Annotated in this window: 17 protein-coding genes and 1 riboswitch; of the genes, 8 read left to right on the plus strand and 9 right to left on the minus strand. The window is 68.4% G+C overall.

The features are described from left to right. Window positions 1-43: 43 nt before the first annotated feature. Window positions 44-685, plus strand: coding sequence for a TetR/AcrR family transcriptional regulator (locus tag PE061_RS04345; RefSeq protein WP_271257941.1), 642 nt, complete (start codon window positions 44-46; stop codon window positions 683-685). On the opposite strand, the gene PE061_RS04350 is transcribed toward PE061_RS04345, so the two are convergent. The 5 genes from PE061_RS04350 to PE061_RS04370 are packed head-to-tail and all read right to left on the minus strand — an operon-like array spanning window position 663 to window position 6993. Continuing rightward, window positions 663-1790 (minus strand): C45 family autoproteolytic acyltransferase/hydolase, encoded by a 1128-nt coding sequence (locus PE061_RS04350; protein WP_271257942.1) that lies wholly within the window; start codon window positions 1788-1790, stop codon window positions 663-665. The two genes, PE061_RS04345 and PE061_RS04350, sit on opposite strands and share 23 nt — an antisense overlap. After that, a complete protein-coding gene (locus PE061_RS04355; protein WP_271257943.1) occupies window positions 1787-3220 on the minus strand; it encodes an amidase in 1434 nt (477 codons plus the stop codon). The genes PE061_RS04350 and PE061_RS04355 overlap by 4 nt, the downstream gene beginning before the upstream one ends. Then, window positions 3217-4662 (minus strand): MFS transporter, encoded by a 1446-nt coding sequence (locus PE061_RS04360; protein ID WP_271257944.1) that lies wholly within the window; start codon window positions 4660-4662, stop codon window positions 3217-3219. Before PE061_RS04360 ends, PE061_RS04355 begins: the two co-directional genes overlap by 4 nt. Next, complete coding sequence (locus tag PE061_RS04365; protein ID WP_271257945.1) at window positions 4646-5938, minus strand: aspartate aminotransferase family protein; 1293 nt, start codon at window positions 5936-5938, stop codon at window positions 4646-4648. Before PE061_RS04365 ends, PE061_RS04360 begins: the two co-directional genes overlap by 17 nt. Next, window positions 5935-6993, minus strand: coding sequence for a phosphotransferase (locus tag PE061_RS04370; RefSeq protein ID WP_271257946.1), 1059 nt, complete (start codon window positions 6991-6993; stop codon window positions 5935-5937). Before PE061_RS04370 ends, PE061_RS04365 begins: the two co-directional genes overlap by 4 nt. Window positions 6994-7263: 270 nt before the next feature. Between PE061_RS04370 and PE061_RS04375 the strand changes: the two genes are divergently transcribed. The 6 genes from PE061_RS04375 to PE061_RS04400 are packed head-to-tail and all read left to right on the plus strand — an operon-like array spanning window position 7264 to window position 12577. Next, window positions 7264-8445 (plus strand): lipid-transfer protein, encoded by a 1182-nt coding sequence (locus tag PE061_RS04375; RefSeq protein ID WP_271257947.1) that lies wholly within the window; start codon window positions 7264-7266, stop codon window positions 8443-8445. Between the two features lie 2 nt (window positions 8446-8447). Continuing rightward, the gene (locus tag PE061_RS04380) at window positions 8448-8894 is read left to right on the plus strand and encodes a MaoC family dehydratase N-terminal domain-containing protein (protein ID WP_271257948.1); all 447 of its coding nucleotides are present in this window, start codon (window positions 8448-8450) and stop codon (window positions 8892-8894) included. Between the two features lie 29 nt (window positions 8895-8923). Then, entirely contained in the window at window positions 8924-9310 is a 387-nt protein-coding gene (locus tag PE061_RS04385) for a MaoC/PaaZ C-terminal domain-containing protein (protein WP_271257949.1), read from the plus strand. A gap of 2 nt (window positions 9311-9312) precedes the next feature. Beyond that, window positions 9313-10137, plus strand: coding sequence for an SDR family NAD(P)-dependent oxidoreductase (locus tag PE061_RS04390; protein WP_271257950.1), 825 nt, complete (start codon window positions 9313-9315; stop codon window positions 10135-10137). Continuing rightward, entirely contained in the window at window positions 10137-10925 is a 789-nt protein-coding gene (locus tag PE061_RS04395) for an enoyl-CoA hydratase/isomerase family protein (RefSeq protein ID WP_271257951.1), read from the plus strand. The genes PE061_RS04390 and PE061_RS04395 overlap by 1 nt, the downstream gene beginning before the upstream one ends. Continuing rightward, the gene (locus tag PE061_RS04400) at window positions 10925-12577 is read left to right on the plus strand and encodes an AMP-binding protein (protein WP_271257952.1); all 1653 of its coding nucleotides are present in this window, start codon (window positions 10925-10927) and stop codon (window positions 12575-12577) included. Before PE061_RS04395 ends, PE061_RS04400 begins: the two co-directional genes overlap by 1 nt. On the opposite strand, the gene PE061_RS04405 is transcribed toward PE061_RS04400, so the two are convergent. Next, on the minus strand, window positions 12554-13321 hold the full coding sequence (locus PE061_RS04405; RefSeq protein WP_271257953.1) for a GntR family transcriptional regulator: 768 nt from the start codon (window positions 13319-13321) through the stop codon (window positions 12554-12556). The genes PE061_RS04400 and PE061_RS04405 overlap by 24 nt on opposite strands. A gap of 250 nt (window positions 13322-13571) precedes the next feature. Here PE061_RS04405 and PE061_RS04410 point away from each other — a divergent pair, with 250 nt between their 5' ends. Continuing rightward, entirely contained in the window at window positions 13572-13874 is a 303-nt protein-coding gene (locus tag PE061_RS04410) for a hypothetical protein (protein ID WP_271257954.1), read from the plus strand. On the opposite strand, the gene metE is transcribed toward PE061_RS04410, so the two are convergent. The 3 genes from metE to prpC all read right to left on the minus strand — a co-directional run bounded on the left by metE (window position 13828) and on the right by prpC (window position 18745). After that, a complete protein-coding gene (gene metE / locus PE061_RS04415; RefSeq protein ID WP_271257955.1) occupies window positions 13828-16161 on the minus strand; it encodes a 5-methyltetrahydropteroyltriglutamate--homocysteine S-methyltransferase in 2334 nt (777 codons plus the stop codon). The two genes, PE061_RS04410 and metE, sit on opposite strands and share 47 nt — an antisense overlap. A 239-nt stretch (window positions 16162-16400) precedes the next feature. Next, window positions 16401-16621: riboswitch (cobalamin riboswitch) on the minus strand. Between the two features lie 51 nt (window positions 16622-16672). After that, entirely contained in the window at window positions 16673-17578 is a 906-nt protein-coding gene (prpB, locus tag PE061_RS04420; RefSeq protein ID WP_271257956.1) for a methylisocitrate lyase, read from the minus strand. A 9-nt stretch (window positions 17579-17587) separates the two neighbouring features. Then, window positions 17588-18745: a bifunctional 2-methylcitrate synthase/citrate synthase gene (prpC, locus tag PE061_RS04425; protein ID WP_271257957.1), complete on the minus strand. Its 1158-nt coding sequence runs from the start codon at window positions 18743-18745 to the stop codon at window positions 17588-17590. Between the last annotated feature and the right edge of the window lie 7 nt (window positions 18746-18752).

Below are 18752 nucleotides of genomic sequence, written 5' to 3' on the forward strand. Positions count from 1 at the left end.
ATGGGCGAAGCGCCGCGAGGGCGCGTGCCGATTGGAGACCAGGATGGCGAAGGCGACGAAGCGCGCATGGGGTGAAGCGATTCCGAACCGCGATGAACAGTTCGAGCTGAAACGGCAGGTCGTTCTGCGAACGGCGGCCAAGACCTACAGCCGGAACGGCTTTCACGAAACCACGCTCGCCGACATCGCGGAGGCGCTGAACGTTTCGAAACCCGCGCTCTATTATTATTTCCGCAGCAAGGACGACATTCTCTTCGAATGTCACCGCCTTGCGATCGAGGCGATCACCAACAGCGACCACCCGATGCCGACGCGGGACGAGGCCAACGGGCGCACACGGCTGGAGGAATTCCTGCGCCGCTACGTCCGCATGGTGGTCGACGATTTCGGCACGTGCCTGGTGATGACGGGCACCAATGCGCTCGAGCCGGAAAACCGCGGGCAGGTGGTCGAAGGGCGCCGCCGGATCGACACGATGCTGCGGGAAATCCTGGAGCATGGAAACGCGGACGGCACGCTCGACTGCCCCGACCCGAAAATCAGCGCGATGTTCATCTTCGGCGCGATGAACTGGATTCCGCGCTGGTTTCATGCAGACGGCTCGCTGGAACTCGAGGAGGTGGCGTCGCGCCTCATCGCGTTCGTCCTCGGCGCAATCGGGCCTAACCGGCCCCGGGCCGACTGAATTCGAAAACGCGCATCTCCGTGCAATGCCCCGGCCCGCTGGCGAGGTGCCAGCGCGGCCGTTCACGATCCAGTTCGAAAACGCTGCAGGCCAGCGTGAAACCGATCGCCATGTCGTCCACGGTTTGTCCGCCGCCGCGCGACACCGGATAATCGGGATCGTCGCGCGCGCTGAGCACGGCCTTCAGGTCCTGCACGCCGAGCACGGCGGCATCCGCATCGTGCAGGCGCTGATGCAGCGAGGCATATCTCAGGTAGGAGCTGCGCGCGGGCCGCGGACGCGTGCCGGTGGCCGAATCATGCCCCGCCCAGTCCGAACAGGCGAGCGGATGGTTGGTGTGATAGACCGGCCGTCCGTCGGCGCCCGGGGTCTTCGCCGTTTCGAATCCCGAGCGCTCGATCATCATCACGCCGTCCGGGTCTCCCATCACCCAGTTGAGCCCGGTCGCGGGCGGAATGCGTTCGACCAGCGCCGCGGCCTCCGCCAGCGTCCGCGACTCGAGCAGCAGCCGATAGAGCGCGTAAACGGGCAGCCCCTCCGGATTCGGCCGCAGCTGGTTGACGGTGTTGTCGCACACCGCGAAACCGTGGCTGTTCATGCCGTTGAGCGAGATCATCCCGGGCACGGAAAGCGCGAGGATTTCGCCCGATCCGTCCCCGGTCGGGCAGCGCAACAGGATCTGAAGGCCGTCGAGATACTGGGCAAGGTCGAGGTTCTGCGCGATCAGCGCCGGGCGGCCCGCGGCGGGCGGCAGGATGATCGTGCTGCACGCCTCGGCCGCGAACGCAGGGCCCAGTTCGAACTCCTCGTTGATATGCTGCGCGGCGAGGAGGTCGGCGAAGCGCACGTTCGCGCCCTCGGCGATGCCGCGCACCTCGGCGATCACGCCGGGCGCGAGCCGCTCGGTGGTCGCGGCATAGCGCGTCGCGGCGTGGAAACGCTCGACGTAGCGCGCGCGGCCGACACCGTAGAGCGCGCCGAGCCCCTCACCCCAGCGGTCGAGCATCTCGGCGACACCGGCGCGGAGCGTCTCGCCATGGGCGCGGCCCCGTGCGTGCGGGTCGCCTCCCGGCAGGTCAATGATGCGGAGACGGTCGCTGTTCATGCCGCGAAGGGCTCCGGCGGCACGCGGTCGAACCAGGGCTGCGCCGCCTCGATCTGGCCGGCAAGCCGCAGCAGCACCGCCTCGCCGCCCACGGGCGCGGCAAATTGCACGCCCACCGGCAGCCCGTCGGCGCTCCAGTGGAGCGGCACGCTCATCGCCGGCATCCCCGCGACGTTGAACGGCTGCGTATTGGGAATGAAGCGGTAGAGCCGGTCGGCATAGTCGGTCAGGTCCTCGGCATCGGGGCAGGCGTAGCCCACCGGGATCGGCGGGCTGCCGTTGTTGGCGAGCAGCAGCACATCATATTTAGTCATTTCCGCCGCGAACCTGCGCAGGATCGTGTTGATCGCCTGCTGGGCCAGCACGAATTCGTAGGCGGGCTTATCGCGCATGTCCCGGTAGATATTCCAGGTCAACCGCTCGACCTCGTGCGCCTCGACCGGGCGGCCGCGCGCGGCGCCCTCCGCCTCCAACGTGGCGACGACCGAGGTGCAGACGATCGTGTTCGCCGCCACCGCCAGCCCGACGAAATCGACATCGAGCACGGCCTCTTCGACATGGTGGCCCAGCCTTTCGCAGAGCTTCGCGGCATTCATCACACCCGCCGCGCATTCGGGATGCAGTTCGCCGTGAACCAGCGCACGCGTGGTATAGCCGATACGCAGCCTGCCGGGATCGCGCCCTGCCTCCTCGACGAACGGCCGCTCGGGCGGAGGAACGTGGTAGAGGTCGCCGGGCCGCGCGCCGCTTGCGATGTCGAGCAGGAGCGCGCTGTCGCGCACCGAACGCGTAAGCGCGTGCTGGACGGCAAGACCGCCCCAGCCGTCGCCGTCCGGGGCCATGGAAACGCGCCCGCGCGAAGGCTTGAGCCCGAACAGCGCGCAGCACGACGCGGGCGTCCGGATCGAGCCGCCGCCGTCGCTACCGTGCGCGGCCGGGACGATTCCCGCCGCCACCGCCGCCGCTGCGCCGCCGGAGGAGCCGCCGCAGGTGTGGCCGAGCGACCAGGGGTTGCGGGTGATGCCGGTCGCGACCGGCTCGGTGACGGTGGCGAGGCCGAACTCGGGCGTGTTGGTCTTGGCGAACAGGGTCATGCCGGAACGGCGGTAGGAGCGGATCAGTTCGCTCTCTTCCGCATAAATCCGGCCGGCGAACAGGCGGGACCCCGCGCCGGTCGGCACGCCCTTCATCTTCACGGTGATGTCCTTGATCGGGAAGGGCACGCCGCTCAGCGGGCCATCGGGCAGCCCGGCCCGGATCGCGGCGCGCGCCTCCCCCTCCAGATCGACGGTGAGCGCATTGAGCTGCGGGTTCACCGCAGCGGCGCGGGCCAGCGCGGCATCGAGCAGTTCGTCGGGCGAAACTTGGCGGGTGCCCACCAGACCGGCAAGGCCGATGGCATCGTATTTGCGATACTCTTCGAAATTCATTGGGCGATCTCCTGAATTGGCGTTCCGGGAAGCGGGTCCGCTCCGCCGACATGGGGGCCGAACTCGGCAAGCAGCCGCCGCTGACGGCTGTCGAGCCGTTTGCGTATGATCGCGTGGCGGCGGGCATTGATCGGGAAGCGCAGCAGCAGGAGCGCGCCGATCAGGTAAAAGGGCAGCGGTCCGAAGCAGTATGTGTAGCGCAATCCCTGAAGGGCGCTTGCATCGTTGGTCCCCGCCGGATTGAAGCCCAGCCACTCGAGGAACGGCAAGGTCACGCCGATGGCGATGGCGGGGGCGATCTGCTGGGCGAAGGCCCAGACGCCGAAGAACACGCCGCCGCGCTGTTCCCCGTTCTTCATGGCGTCATAGTCGATGACATCGCCCATGATGCCGATGGGCAAGGTCAGAAAGGCGGCGCTTGCGGCACCCAGCACCACCATCAGCGCCAGGAACCAGTAGCCGTCGCCCGGCTGCAGCATGAACGTGAAGACGCCCGACGTGACCACGCCGATCAGCAGCGAATAGGCGACCGCCTTGTGCTTGCCGGTGCGGCGGCTGATGCGCACCCATACCGGCACGAACAGCAGGACCGAGAGGAAAGAGAGGCCGAGCACCGGCCCGACCAGCGTCGGCTGCTTGAGATAGTGGGTGATGAAGAACACCAGCACCGAATTGGTGACAGAAACGCCGATCGTCAGCACGATGAAGGCGATGCACAGCAGCCGGAACGGCCGGTTGCGGAGAACCTGGACCATCATGTCCCTGAGCGGCGGTTCGGCATGGCCCTCGACCGCCGGCTGCTTCGGCTCGGGCACCCAGCGCAGCGCCGCGAAGATCGCGGGCGGCGTCAGGATCAGCACCCCCCAGCCGACGAAGCTCATCGTGAAGCGGTCGATGCCGTGTCCCCAGATCGCGGTGATCGAAGGAATGCCCGCCGCCATCAGCGTGCCGACAAGGCTCGCAACCTCGCGGAAACCCGCCAGCCGCGCGCGGCCGTGGTAGGACTGCACCACCTCCGCGCCCCAGGCCGAATAGGCGAGGCCGAGCATCGAGGCGCCGAGGTAGATGGTCATGGTCGCCATCATCAGATACCAGCCGTCCACGTTGTCGGGCGGCAGGAAGATCAGCGCCGAGCCCAGCATCATGATGGGCGCGCCGGCGATCATCCACGGGCGGCGCCGGCCCCAACGCGACCGCGTCCTGTCCGAAAGCCGGCCGAGCAGCGGGTCGATCACGAAATCGAAGATGCGCGCGAAGAACAGGAACGACCCGATCGCCGTCAGGCTGAGCCCGAGCTGCTGCGAATAAAAGGACGGGATGAGGAGCGGCAGCGGCAGATAGAGAAAGGCCACCGGCAGGGCCGGCAGCGCATAGGCGAACATCTGCCGCGGCGACAGCTCGGCCTTTTCGGCATCCGCGGCCGGTTCAGTCGGCAAGGGCATCGTGCAGCGTCTCCAGCAGCAACGCGACATGTTCGCGCGAGAATATGAGCGGCGGGCGGATTTTCAGCGTGTGCCCGTGCGGTCCGGTGGCGCTGATGAGCACGCCGGCCTCGCGCATCCGGTTGACGACGCGCGCGGCCGCGGCGCCATCGGGACAACCGGCTTCGTCGACGATGTCCGCGGCGGCGAACAGCCCGACGCAGCGTACCGCGCCGATCGCCGGGAAGCGCACTGCGATCGCCCGCAATCCCTCGTCCAGCCGCTTGCCCATCGCCCGGGCATTGGCGAGCAGGCCTTCGCCTTCGATCACGTCGAGCACCGCGGCGGCGGCGGCGCAGGAGACCGGGTTCCCGCCGAACGTGTTGAAATAGCGCACCGACGCACCGAACGGCGCGATCACTTCCGGCCGGAAGACAACCGCGGCGACGGGATGGCCGTTGCCCATCGGCTTGCCCATGGTGACGATATCGGGCGACAGGCCGTGCCGCGTGAAGCCCCACAGCGCCTCGCCGGTACGGCCGAAACCGCCTTGCACCTCGTCGGCGATCAGCACGCCGCCCGCCACCTTCACCGCCGCCACGGCCTCGGGAATGCCGTCGACGCGCACGAGCAGCCCGTCGCTCGAAAACACCGTGTCGAACAGGATCGCGGCGAGGCCGTGCCCGCTCGCCTCGAGGTCGGCAATCGCCGCGCGGACATCGGACGCGAAACGCGCGCCCGCATCGGCGCCCTCGCCGGGCGGCGCAACGGCGCGGATGCGCGCGCCCGGCGCAACCGTGGGACCGAGCGAGGGCGAAAGCTCGGCGGTCGCCTCGGTCACGCCGTGATAGGCGTTGGCGGTGACGATCACGCCCCCGCGCCCGGTGACATGGCGCGCGACGCGCAGCGCGAGGTCGTTCGCCTCGCTGCCCGTGCAAGTATACATCACCTGCTCCAGGCCGGACGGCAGGGTCGCGAGCAGCCGCTGCGAATAATCGAGGATCGTCCGGTCGAGGTAGCGGGTGTGCGTGTTGAGCACGGCGGCCTGCCGGCAGATCGCCGCCACGACGTGCGGGTGGCAGTGACCCACCGAGACGACGTTGTTGTAGGCGTCGAGCAGGCGTCGGCCCCCGGCGTCGGTCAGCCATACGCCCTCGCCGCGCACCGGATGCACGGGCCGCTCGTAGAACAGGCGATAGGCGGGACCCAGCAGCTGCGCGCGCCTCGCGATCATCGCCGCCTCGGTTTCACCGAGCGCGCCGGCCGTGGAAGCATCGAAGGCGTTGACCATCGTCATGCCGCATCCTTTCCCGTGCAGGCAGCGCGAAAGTGCGCAGCGGCGGCATCGAACCCCGCCGCCTCGAGCGCCGCGAGCCCGCGCCGCGCCGCAGGGTTGTTCCTGAGGATATAGGCCGCGTTGCCGGGATCACGGCGCGCGCGCCATTCTGTTATAACGATGGTCATCGCCAGCCGACCGGCGATCAGCGCGGGCAGGATCGTCATTTCCTCGGGGCTGAGCGGCAACACGGCATGATAGCCTGACACACAGGCCGCCGCGCCGTCGAGCGCGCCGGGGCCGCAGCCCAGATGATAGGCCGCCGCGATTGCAAGGTCGCACACCAGCGGCGCGCGCGTCATGTCGCCGAAATCGAGAACGCCGGAAACCGCACCGTGCGCGATGAGCAGGTTGTAGGGATTGAGATCGTGGTGGGTGAAGCCGGCGCGCAAGTGCGGCAGCATCGGCGCGGCGACCTGCTCGAAGGCATCGAATGCGCGGCTCACCGCGGCTTCGGACGGATCCCCGCTCATCGCGCCGAGCAGCGGACGGACATGGGATAGGCGCGTGAGATCCCACAGCAGCAGTTGGCCGGCATCCTGGTGCGCGAAGCTCGCGAGCGCGGCGTCGAGCCGCGCCGCCACGCCGCCGATCGCGCGCAGGAGCCGCGCATCCGCGGCGATCTCGTGGAGCAGCGCGCCCGGCATGTAGGAGAACAGCCGGAAGAACCGGCGCGGCGGCCCGTGCATGTCCAGCTCTCCCATCAATGCGCCCGCCCGCGTGGGCACGACGCGGGGGACAGGCAGGGACGGGTCCGCCGCCGCGACGTGCGCCAGCGCGGCGGTCTGCAGCACCGTGACCGCGGGGTCCTCCGCAGGGTGCGAAAACTTGAAGACATAGCGCGCGCCGTCGGCGGCGGTGACGCGGAAATTCTGGTCACGCTCTGAACTCAGCGGCTCCAGCACGCCGTCGATGCCGTACAGGTCGAGCAGCAGGCGCGCCGCTTCCTCGTCGGTGACGGTATGTGGCCGAACCGCAAGCAACTCTCCGACCATCTTTTCCGCGTCTCCGTTCATTCGGACCTCCGGCAGCCCGAAGCTAACTGGCATACCAATTATCAATACTGACATAACAGACGGGTGACAATCCTGCCCGTGCACCGGCGTCACCCATGCTGGAAGGACAGGAAACATGCCGGATTCCGCCACTGCTCCCGGTCCGGACGTCGGATTTCCCGTGTTTCCGGAAACGTGTCCCCAATCGCCGTCCAAGGGCGGCTTGCCGAACTTTCGACCCATTGGTAAGTATGATTACCAAATAGTCGAATCATTGCGGAGCGCAGAACAGTGGCCGAACGCGTTTTCGTCGCAGGCGTGGGGATGACGCCATTTGTAAAACCCGGGGCGTCCGCGCCCTACACCCGGCTCGGCGCCGATGCCGTCCGCGACGCCCTTGCCGATGCCGGCATCGGGTATGCCGACGTGCAGCAGGCCTTCGTCGGCTATGTCTACGGGGACTCGACGAGCGGTCAGGCCGCGCTCTACGAGGTCGGGCTCAGCGGCATTCCGATCATCAACGTCAACAACAACTGCGCCACCGGCTCATCGGCGCTCTTCCTCGCCAACCAGGCGGTCGCATCCGGCATGGCCGATTGCGTGCTCGCGCTCGGCTTCGAGCAGATGGCGCCCGGCGCGATCCAGGAGGCGTATACGGATCGGCCGACCCCGCTCGCGCGTTTCCTCGAGGTCGTCGACGATTTGCCGGGGGCGGCGGGACTGCCGCTGGCGATCAAGCTTTTCGGGGGTGCGGGCATCGAATACCAGCAGCGCTACGGCGCCAACGACGAAACATTCGCCTGCATCACCGCCAAGGCGCGGCGCCACGCCCGGCACAACGCGCGCGCCATCTTCCGCAGCCCGCTGACGGTCGACGAGGTGCTGGCCTCGCCGCGCATGTTCGGCCCGATCACGAGGCTGCAATGCTGCCCGCCCACGTGCGGCGGCGCGGCGGCCGTGCTGGTCTCGGAGCGGTTTGCCCGGAGGCACGGCATCGACACGCCGGTCGCGATCCGCGCGCAGGCGATGACCACGGACTTCGCTTCGAGCTTCGAAGCGCACAGCCCGATCAAGGCGGTCGGATACGATCTCGCGCGCGCGGCGGCCGATCGGGTCTACGCCGCGGCCGGGGTCGGCCCTGCCGACCTCGACGTCGTCGAACTCCACGACTGCTTCACCGCCAATGAAATCCTCTCCTACGAGGCGCTGCGCCTGACAGGGGAGGGAGACGCCGCGCGGTTCATCGCCGACGGCGACAACACCTATGGCGGCCGTGTCGTCACCAATCCCTCGGGCGGACTGCTGTCGAAGGGGCACCCGCTCGGCGCCACCGGGCTTGCGCAATGCGCCGAGCTGAGCTGGCAGCTGCGCGGGCAGGCAGGGCCGCGCCAGGTGGAAGGTGCGCGGCTTGCGCTCCAGCACAATCTGGGGCTCGGCGGCGCCTGCGTCGTCACGCTTTACGAGCGCATCTGAACATGGCCGCGATTGATGACCGAAAGGGCCATGTCTTCGCGCCGACCACCGCCGTGGTCGAGGCGGGACGGCTGCGTTTCTTCCACAAGGCGATCGGCGAGACCAACCCCGCCATGACCGCGGCCGATGCCGGCGGCCGCGTGCCGGTGCCGCCGACCTACCTGTTCTGCCTCGAGATGCTCGATTCGGAAAACCCGTTCGCCTTCGTCGACGAGATCGGCGTCGCGATTACCGACATCCTGCACGGCAGCCAGGAGTTCACGTACCACGCCCCCGTCCACACCGGCGACATCCTGCGCTTCGAAGGGCGGCTCGCCGACGTGTTCCACAAGAAGGGCGGGCTGCTGACCTTCCTTGTCCAGCACGTGGCGGTGACCAATCAGGACGGCGTGCGAGTAGCGGATATCGCGCGCACCCTTGTCCTCCAGAACGAGGTCGTCGCGGCCTGATCCGCGGCATTGTGCAGGAAGGGGATGGGATGAGGCTCGCGCCTGTCCGCAAGGAGTTTCCACCGATCACGCGCACCGCGCTGGCGCTCTATGCCGGGGCGTCGGGCGACCACAATCCCGTGCATATCGACAGCGACGCCGCGCGGGCGGCAGGCTTTCCGGACGTGTTCGCGCAAGGGATGCTCGGCATGGCCTATCTCGGCCGGATCCTCACCGACACGGTCCCCGTCGATCGCATCCGCAGCTTCTCGGCGCGCTTCCTCGCAGTCACACGCCTCGGCGACGTGCTCACCGGCACGGGCACGGTCGAGTCCTGCTTCGCGGAGGGCGGCGAGGACCGCGCGCGACTGAAGCTCGAACTCGTGAATCAACACGGCGAGGTGAAGCTCGCCGGTCAGGCCGTGGTGGCGCTGTAACCATGAAACTTGCGGGAAAGGTGGCGCTCGTATCCGGATCGGGGCGCGGCATCGGGCGCGCGGTGGCGCTCAAGCTGGCGTCGGACGGCGCGCGCGTGGTGGTGAACGATCTCGATGCCGATGTCGGAGAGGCGGTCGCCGCCGAAATCCGCGGCGCGGGCGGCGAGGCGATCGCGGTCAACGGCAGCGTCACCGAGCCCGATTTCGCCCCGCGTTTCGTGGGGGCCGCGGTGGACCGCTTCGCCGGGCTCGACATCATCGTCAACAACGCCGGCTACACTTGGGATTCGACGATCCAGAACACCAGCGACGCCCAGTTCCAGGCGATGCTGGACGTCCATCTGGTCGCGCCCTTTCGCATCCTGCGCGCCGCCGCTGGGCCGCTTCGCGAATATGCCCGCGCCGAAAGCGCGGCCGGGGCGCGGACGCACCGCAAGGTGGTCAACATCTCCTCGATCGCCGGGCTGTTCGGCAATGCGGGGCAGGCGGGCTATGCTTCGGGCAAGGCGGCCATCACCGGGCTCACCCGCACGCTCGCCAAGGAATGGGGCCGCCACGCCGTGAACGTCAACGCCGTCGCCTTCGGGCTCATCAACACGCGCCTCACCCAGCCGATCGAGGAGAAACAGGCGACGATCGCCGTCGGCGACAACGAGGTGAAGGTCGGTATCCAGCCTGCGATGCTGGAGGCCTGGGCGGCGATGATCCCGCTCGGCCGGGCCGGAACGGTAGAGGAGGCCGCGGGCGCGGTTTACCTGCTGTGCACCCCCGAGGCGGACTATATCTCCGGCCAGGTGATCGTCTGCGGCGGAGGGCTGCTCGTCTGATGGCCGCCGATCTCTCCTGCGCCCTGCCCCCGGTTCTGGTGGACCGGGACGGCGCCATCGCCATCGTCACGCTCAACCGGCCCGAATCGCTGAACGCGATGGATCAGGCCATGGCCGAGGCGCTCGCGCGCATCGGTGATCAGCTCGCCGCCGACGCCTCGGTTTCGGTCGTCGTCATCCGCGGCGCCGGCCAGGGATTCTGCGCGGGCGGCGACATCGAGGTGTTCGCGCGCAACCTCGACGCGATTGATCCGGCGATCCGCGGCCTGCTGAACGCGCTGCACCATTTCCTGCTTCGGCTGCGCGAGATGCCCAAGCTGGTCCTGACGAGCATTCACGGCGCCGTCGCGGGGGCGGGGTTCTCGCTCGCCTTCATGGGCGACATGTGCATCGCCGCCGACAATGTCCGGCTGCGCCCGGCCTATGCGAAGCTCGGCGTCTCGCCCGACGGCGGCGGCACCATCGGGATCGTCGATGCCGTCGGCGCGCGCTGGGCCATGAAGATATTCCTCGCCGGGGACGAGCTGTCGTGCGAGGACGCGCTGGCGTTGGGGCTGGTCACGCGGGTCGTGCCCGCCGCCGATCTGGAACGCGAGACACTGGCGGCGGCGCGCCGCCTCGCGGAAATCAATGCGGCAGCGCTCGCCGCCACCAAGGCGCTCATCTATCGACGGGCGGGCGGTGATATAGCAGGGCAGCTCGATGCCGAAATGGAGAAGCTGATCGGTTGTATGGACAGTGCCTCGTTTCGTGAACGCGTCCGCGCGTTCGTCGGGAAGTCGTCCTGATGTCGCCCTTCGATCCCGACCGGCCGCTCCCCGCCCATCTCGTGCCCTACAAACGCTCCGGCGCATGGCGCGAGACCACGCTCGCGGCACTGGCGCGCGCGCACGCGGAGGCGGCGCCGGACAGCGAGGTGATCGCGGGCTGCGCGCCGGCGATGACGGCCGGACGCGCGTCGGGCGAGGCGGAGGCGCTGGCGGCGGCGTTGCAGGAGCTGGGGCTGCGCCCCGGCGACCGGATCGCCTTTCAGCTGCCCAACTGGGAGGAAACCGTCGTCATCGCGCTGGCGCTTGCGATGGGCGGCTTCGTCGCGGTGCCGATCGTGCCCATCTACCGCGACGCGGAGATGCTGCAGATGCTCGCCGACTGCGGATGCCGCGCGCTGTTCCTGACGCCACGCTTCCGCAGCTTCGACTATGCCGCGATGGCGGAACGCATCGCGCCGCGCCTGCCCGATCTGCGCCATGTCGTCTTCGTCCGCGGCGAGGGTCCGGGACACCGCTATGACGACCTGCTTGATGCCGGGCGGGGCCGCGTGCCTGCCGACCCCGGCACATCGCCGGATGCGGCCAAGCTGCTGCTCTACACCTCCGGCACCACGGGCCGGCCCAAGGGCGTTCTGCACAGCCAGAACACGCTGAACGCCGTGCTCGACATGTGCGTGCGCCACTGGGGCATCCGCGCGGGCGAGACGATATTGATGCCGTCGCCGGTGACGCATCTGACCGGCTACGGGTTTCTCGAGCTGCCCTTCCTCGTCGGCAGCCGAACGCTGCTGATGGAAAGCTGGAACGCGGCGGAGGCGGCCCGGTTGATCGACATGCACGGCGTGGTCGGAACCGTCTCCGCAACGCCGTTTCTCGTTGAACTGACCGAGGCGGCAGAGGCAGCGGGCACGCGGCTGCCTTCGCTGCGCTTCTTCGCTTGCGGCGGCGCCGCGGTGCCGCCGGGCGTGATCCGCCGCGCCAACGCCGCCTTCGCGCGCGCCCCGGCCTTCCGCATCTTCGGCTGCACCGAGGCGCCGCTGATCTCGATGGGATTCCTCGGCACGGGCACGCAGGAGCTGGCAGCCACCACCGACGGCCGCGTCGAGGACTACGAGGTGCGCGTGCTCGACGAGCAGGACCGGCCTCTCCCGCCCGGCCGGGAGGGAGAGATCGCCGCGCGCGGGCCAGCGATGCTGCTCGGCTATCTCGATGCCGATCAGACGGCGGCGGCGCTGACCGCGGACGGCTTCTACCGCACCGGAGACCTCGGGCTGGTCACCGACGAGAACGCCGTGGTCATCACCGGGCGCAGGAAGGACCTCATCATCCGGGGCGGCGAGAACATCAGCGCCAAGGAGATCGAGGACGTGCTCCACCGCCATCCGCAAATCCTCGAGGCGGCGGTGGTGGCGATGCCGCATCCGCGCCTCGGCGAAGGCGTGTGCGCCTTTGTCGTCCCCGCATCCGGCGCAGCCCTCGACACGCAGGCGCTGCTCGGCTTCGTCGCCGAGGCCGGGCTTGCGCGGCAGAAGATCCCGGAACGCGTGGAGTTCCGGGAGGCCTTGGTGAAGACGCCCACCGGCAAGGTCCGCAAGGACCTGCTGCGCGCCGAGATCAGGGACCTGCTCGCCGGAGCCGAAACCGCTTCAGCCGCTCGCGGTAAGGCGTGAGATACCGTTCAGTTCGGCGACGACATTGACCGACAGCCTCGAATCCCGGAGCAGCCCGGTCAGCATGTGGCTGCACGACACGCTCATGTCGCCGATGATCGCCTTGAGCGCGGCGCCCGGATCGCGCGCTTTCAGCGCTTCGATGAGCCGCGTGTGATTTTCGAAGCCGGAGATCAGCACCGCGCGCTCCCGCGAATATTCCTCGGCGAGATGGACATTGAGCGACGGGCCGATCAGCAGCCACAGCCGCTCGATGTCCTCGAGGAGATAGCGTGACCGCGCGGCCCGGTAGACCGCGAAGTGAAACCGCTGGTTCTCGCGCATCGCGTCGCGGTGGCGGCCGTCGAAGGCCTGCCGCATCAGCCCTTCGTTGATGCCGATGAGCTGGTCGATCTCGCTGTCGGATATGCGCTCCGCCGCGCGCGCCGCCGCATGGCCCTCCAGCAGCCGGCGCAGATCCAGCATCTCCAGATAGGCTTCGGCGGAAATGTGCGGAACCTCGATGAACCGCTTGGGATGCACGTGCAGCGCGCCCAGCGTCGCAAGCGTCGTCACGGCCTCCCGGATCGGGGTCACGCTCACGCCCAGCGCCTCCGCCAGGGTCCGGAAGGTCAGTTGCTGCCCCGGCTGGAACTCGCCCTGCATCAGGGCCTCGCACAGCCGGTCATAGGCCTGTTGATGAAGCCGGGCCTCTCCGGCGGCAGCCTTGCGAATCGGGCTCGCGGCAAGCGTTGCAGCTGTCATGACCTTGATATGACAGACGCGGATCAAGCCCACAACCTTTCTGTTCCCAGGCGCTGCGGTGACGGATTTCGAACGGAAACCCATCGAAACACAGGGTGCCCGCACGGCCTCGATACGCCATTGACAGCATCTGTTATGTCAATAGCATTTTTGCCATAACATAAGCGGACAGGGGGATTCGTGATGATCAATTCCTATGGCGCCTCCTATTGCGCCCGGCGCGACCTAGGCGGGTCGCAACCCCGTTCGCATGGCCCGCCCGCTGGGGCCGCGCCCGAGCGATCAGGCCGACGATGCGGGCGTCGCCCTCTCCAACCCGATCAACCGCATCGACGACAAACGGCTGGGCCTGACGGCGCAGGCCAACGTCGATCCCGGTTTCGCCACGTTCACGGCGATCGGCGGCCATGTCTCATACGACTATCGCCAGCGGTTCGACCATGACGGCCCGCAGCCCGCCCTCGCTCCCGTGACCAGCCCCCTTCGGCGAGCTGAAGGCGCCGGTTTCATCCGGTTCCTGCGCGTACCGCTTTCGCAGCCTCCACCATGTTGACGAGCGCCGGTCTCACCTCGTCCCAGCCGCGGGTCTTGAGGCCGCAATCCGGATTCACCCAGAGCTGGCGCACCAACAAGCGCTCGCCCGCCGCACGGAGGAGGTGCTGCATTTCCCCGGGCGTCGGAATGCGCGGGGAATGGATGTCATAGACGCCCGGTCCGATTTCGTTCGGATAAGCGGATGTCGCGAACGCATCCAGCAGCTCCATCTTCGAGCGCGCCGTCTCGATGGAGATCACGTCCGCGTCCATCGCGCCGATCGCGGCAATGATGTCGTTGAATTCCGAATAGCACATGTGCGTGTGGATCTGGGTTTCCGACCGCACGCCCGAGGACGCGAGGCGGAAGGCGTCGACCGCCCAATCGAGATACTTCTGCCAGTCGGTGCGGCACAGTGGCAGCCCCTCGCGCAGCGCGGCCTCGTCGATCTGCACGATCTTCGCGCCCGCGGCCTCGAGGTCCAGCACCTCGTCGCGGATGGCGAGCGCGATCTGGCGGCAGGTGTCGGCGCGCGGCTGGTCGTCGCGCACGAACGACCATTGCAGGATCGTCACCGGGCCCGTCAGCATCCCCTTCACCGGCTTCTCGGTGAGCGACTGCGCATAGCGCCACCAGTCCACCGTCATCGGCTGCGGCCGCGACACGTCGCCGTAGATGATCGGCGGCCGCACGCAGCGCGAGCCGTAGCTCTGCACCCAGCCCGCCTTCGTGAAGGCGAAGCCCGAAAGCTGCTCGCCGAAATACTGCACCATGTCGTTGCGCTCGAACTCGCCGTGCACGAGCACGTCGAGCCCGATCTCCTCCTGCCAGCGGATGGCGCGCTCCGTCTCCTCGCGCAGGAAGGCGTCGTAGCCCGCGTCGTCAAGGTCGCCCTTGCCGTGCGCGGCGCGCGCCTTGCGCACCGCCGCCGTCTGCGGGAAGGAGCCGATGGTGGTCGTCGGCAGCGGCGGCAGCGCGAGAATCGCCCGCTGCGCCGCGATGCGCTCGGCGAACGGCGCCGAGCGCACGGACCAGCCCGCGTCCACCTCCGCCAGCCGCGCGCGCACTGCGGGATCGCGGACCAGCGGCGAGGCGCGCCGCGCGGCGATCGAGGCCGCGTTCGCCGCGAGCGCTTCGCCCACGCTTTCGCGCCCGCCGTTCAGCGCCTTGCCGAGCAGCGCGAGTTCCTCCAGCTTCTGCACCCCGAACGCCAGCCAGTCCTTCACCGCGGGATCGAGCTTCGTTTCGAGGTCGAGATCGACGGGGACGTGCAGCAGCGAGCACGACGGCGCGATCAGCAGCTTGGTGCGCCGCGCGGCCACCGGCGCGATGCGATCGAGCACGGCGGCGAGGTCGGTCTTCCACACGTTGCGCCCGTCGACGACGCCGAGCGACAGCGTGAGGTTCGCGGGCGCCTTTCCCACGACCGCGTCGAGTTGCTCCGGCGCGCGCACCAGATCGACATGCAGCCCGGCGACCGGCAGGCCGACCGCCGTCTCCAGATTGTCGCCGAGCCCGCCGAAATACGTCGCCAGCATCAGCTTCAGTCCCGAAACGCGCTCGGCGAATTCGGCATAGGCGGTACGGAACGCCGCGCGCGCCGCGTCGTCCAGATCGAGCACCAGCGCGGGCTCGTCGATCTGCACCCAGTCCGCACCGGCATCGCGCAGCCGCGACAGCAGCTCGACGTAGACGGGCAGCAGGTCGCCGAGCAGCGACAGGGGTTCGAATCCCTCCTGCGCGGGCTTGGCGAGCAGCAGCCACGTCACCGGGCCGATGATGACAGGACGCGTGTGGATGCCGAGCGCCTTCGCCTCGCGGAATTCGTCCACCGGCTTCGTCGTGGTCAGCGCGAAGCGTTGCAGCGGACCGAGTTCGGGCACGAGATAGTGATAGTTTGTGTCGAACCACTTGGTCATTTCCTGCGCGGGCACGTCGGCGCCGCCATGACCGTGGCCGTGGCCGTGCGCGCAGCCGTTTTCGGCGTTCGCCGCCTGCGTGCCGCGCGCCATCGCGAAGTAGACGTCGAGCGACTCCGGCGCGCCGAGCGGCCGATAGAGCGCCGGGATCGCGCCGACCATCACGCTGGTGTCGAGCACCTGGTCGTAGAGCGAGAAATCGCCCGACGGCACGATGTCGAGGCCGAGCGCCTGCTGGCGCCGCCACGTCGCGGCGCGCAGGTCCTTCGCGGTGCCGAGCAGCGCCTCGCGCGTGGCCTTGCCGGACCAGAAGGATTCGAGCGCGGTCTTCAGTTCGCGCCGCGCGCCGATACGGGGAAAGCCGAGGTTGCTGACATAGACGGGCATGGGAAATCTCCTTCCGACGAGACGCGCGGCCTGCCGGTTGCTGGTGTTCGGAAATGGTGCTCGGGAAATGGCGCGCCGCGTCAGCCGGACGCGGCGCGCCTGCTCATTCGGACGGGGAACATGGGACGGGTCATCGGCTCGCACCTGCGGTTTGGGCGGACACACCGATGGCACGCGAACGCATGGGCCGGCGGGCCGTCTGCGGCATCTCGCGCGATCCACCGGGGCACCCCGCCCGAGGAAACGTATCGCGTCGAGGCAGGTCTCCTGGCTCGCGGGTCGCTGCGACGGCTCCGGCCTTCCCGGCGCGGATGGGCGCCAGTGGCATGGAAGGAACCGCCGCTCGCCGCTTACAGTTGCGGGGGCAGCGCCGGATTCCGTCCGCGTGCGGACGCCACCGGCTTCCCGTCTTAGCCCGGCGCGCTCGCGCCCGTCGGGAACCTCGACCCGTGCACTCTACCCCGCGCGTCATGGATGTCAACACGAATATAAAGAAATCTTTATATGATTTTCAGGACGGCAGCACCGTCCTCACGATCGAGGCATCCAGCGCTTCATAATCCTCGAGCCCGATAACTTCATAAAGTTCCGCCCGTGTCTGCATCTCGCCGACCATGTTGTGCGTTCCCCCATCTTTCGCGATGGCGGCGTAGAGCTTCGCCTGCGCCTTGTTGGCGACGCGCAGGGACGATACCGGCCAGATCACCATCCTGTAGCCCATCGCCTCGAATTCGGACGCGGTGAAGAACGGCGTCCTGCCGAACTCGGTCATGTTGGCGAGCAGCGGCACACCCGGCATCGCCTTCGCGAACGCCTCGAACATCTCGCGCGTTGCCAGCGCCTCCGGGAAGATCGCGTCGGCGCCCGCCTCGACATACAGCTTCGCGCGCGCCACCGCCGCGTCGAAGCCCTCGACACCCGCCGCATCGGTGCGCGCGACGATCACCATGTCCCGCGCGGCCCTTTTCGCCGCCGCCACCTTCGCCGCCATGTCATGCGCGTCGGCGAGTTTCTTGCCGTTCAGGTGCCCGCACTTCTTCGGCAGGATCTGGTCCTCCAGATGCACCGCGCCCGCGCCCGCCTCCTCGAACGTGCGCACCATGTGCATCACGTTCAGCGCCTCGCCGTAGCCGGTGTCGCCGTCCACCAGCAGCGGCAGGGCGGACGCGCGCGCGATCTGGCGGATGAAGAACGCCGCCTCGTCCACCGTGATGATGCCGAGATCGGGAAGCCCCATGCTCGCGGTCATCGCCGCGCCGGAAAGGTACAGCCCCTCGAACCCGGCCGCCTTCGCCTGCAAGGCGGCATGGCCGTTGTGCGCACCGGGAAGCCGGAGAATCTGCGGCCGCTCCAGAAGCGCGCGGAACCGCTTCCCGGCACTTTCCTTCGGCAATTCGTCTGCGATCAGATACGGCATTGTCGCTCCTTATGCGGCCGGGTTCTCGCCGCGCCGCGCGAGCGGAACGAAGGCGAGATTCTCGGGCCCGATATAGTTCGCCGACGGGCGGATGATCTTGTTGTCCTGCCGCTGCTCGATGACATGCGCCGCCCAGCCGGACGTGCGGGCGATCACGAACAGCGGCGTGAACATCGCCGTCGGCACGCCCATCAGGTGATAGGAGACGGCGCTGAACCAGTCGAGGTTCGGGAACATGCGCTTCGCATCCCACATCACCTGCTCGATGCGCTCGGCGACCATGAACTGCCGGTGCGCGCCCTGTTCGTCGGCGAGCGCCTGCGCGACGCGCTTGATGACGACGTTGCGCGGATCGGACACCGTGTAGACCGGATGGCCGAAACCGATGACGACCTCCTTCGCCTCCACCCGGCGGCGGATGTCGGCTTCCGCCGCGTCGGCGTTCGCGTAGCGCTTCTGGATTTCGAAGGCGACCTCGTTGGCGCCGCCGTGCTTCGGGCCCCTCAGCGCGCCGATGGCACCCGCGATGCACGAATACATGTCCGATCCCGTGCCCGCGATCACGCGCGCGGTGAAGGTGGAAGCGTTGAACTCGTGCTCGGCGTAGAGGATCAGCGAGGTGTGCATCGCCCGCACGAAGCTGGCAGAGGGCGGCCGCCCGTGCAGCAGGTGCAGGAAATGTCCGCCGATGCTGTCGTCGTCCGTCTCCACCGCGATCCGCCTGCCGTGATGCGCGAAGTGATACCAGTAGAGCAGGATCGAGCCGAGCGAGGCCATCAGCCGGTCCGCGATGTCGCGCGTGCCGGGGAGGTTATGGTCGTGCGTCTCGGGCAGCACGCAGCCGAGCGCGGAGACGCCGGAGCGCATCACGTCCATCGGATGCGCAGCCGCGGGGATCGCTTCCAGCGCCTCCTTCACCGATTGCGGCAGACCGCGTAGCCCCTTCAGCTTCGCCTTGTAGGCGGAAAGCTGCGAAGACGCCGGCAATTCCCCGTGAACGAGCAGGTGCGCGATCTCCTCGAACGCGCTCGTCTCTGCAAGATCGAGGATGTCGTAGCCGCGATAGTGCAGGTCGTTCCCGGTGCGGCCCACCGTGCAGAGCGCGGTGTTGCCCGCGGTGACGCCCGAAAGCGCCACCGACTTCTTGGGCTTGAACTGGGCTCCCATGATTCCC

The sequence above is a fragment of the Sphingosinicella microcystinivorans genome, from assembly GCF_027941835.1.
Classification (GTDB): domain Bacteria; phylum Pseudomonadota; class Alphaproteobacteria; order Sphingomonadales; family Sphingomonadaceae; genus Sphingosinicella.

Bases quoted from the DNA above. Each gene is read 5' to 3' on its own strand.
- prpB (WP_271257956.1), bottom strand. From the start codon at position 17,578: ATGCCGTATCTGATCGCAGACGAATTGCCGAAGGAAAGTGCCGGGAAG.
- PE061_RS04410 (WP_271257954.1), top strand. From the start codon at position 13,572: ATGGCCCGCCCGCTGGGGCCGCGCCCGAGCGATCAGGCCGACGATGCG.
- PE061_RS04395 (WP_271257951.1), top strand. From the start codon at position 10,137: ATGGCCGCCGATCTCTCCTGCGCCCTGCCCCCGGTTCTGGTGGACCGG.
- PE061_RS04355 (WP_271257943.1), bottom strand. From the start codon at position 3,220: ATGAATTTCGAAGAGTATCGCAAATACGATGCCATCGGCCTTGCCGGT.
- PE061_RS04385 (WP_271257949.1), top strand. From the start codon at position 8,924: ATGAGGCTCGCGCCTGTCCGCAAGGAGTTTCCACCGATCACGCGCACC.
- PE061_RS04400 (WP_271257952.1), top strand. From the start codon at position 10,925: ATGTCGCCCTTCGATCCCGACCGGCCGCTCCCCGCCCATCTCGTGCCC.
- PE061_RS04370 (WP_271257946.1), bottom strand. From the start codon at position 6,993: ATGAACGGAGACGCGGAAAAGATGGTCGGAGAGTTGCTTGCGGTTCGG.
- PE061_RS04380 (WP_271257948.1), top strand. From the start codon at position 8,448: ATGGCCGCGATTGATGACCGAAAGGGCCATGTCTTCGCGCCGACCACC.
- PE061_RS04390 (WP_271257950.1), top strand. From the start codon at position 9,313: ATGAAACTTGCGGGAAAGGTGGCGCTCGTATCCGGATCGGGGCGCGGC.
- PE061_RS04350 (WP_271257942.1), bottom strand. From the start codon at position 1,790: ATGAACAGCGACCGTCTCCGCATCATTGACCTGCCGGGAGGCGACCCG.
- PE061_RS04345 (WP_271257941.1), top strand. From the start codon at position 44: ATGGCGAAGGCGACGAAGCGCGCATGGGGTGAAGCGATTCCGAACCGC.
- PE061_RS04405 (WP_271257953.1), bottom strand. From the start codon at position 13,321: ATGACAGCTGCAACGCTTGCCGCGAGCCCGATTCGCAAGGCTGCCGCC.
- metE (WP_271257955.1), bottom strand. From the start codon at position 16,161: ATGCCCGTCTATGTCAGCAACCTCGGCTTTCCCCGTATCGGCGCGCGG.
- PE061_RS04365 (WP_271257945.1), bottom strand. From the start codon at position 5,938: ATGACGATGGTCAACGCCTTCGATGCTTCCACGGCCGGCGCGCTCGGT.
- PE061_RS04360 (WP_271257944.1), bottom strand. From the start codon at position 4,662: ATGCCCTTGCCGACTGAACCGGCCGCGGATGCCGAAAAGGCCGAGCTG.
- prpC (WP_271257957.1), bottom strand. From the start codon at position 18,745: ATGGGAGCCCAGTTCAAGCCCAAGAAGTCGGTGGCGCTTTCGGGCGTC.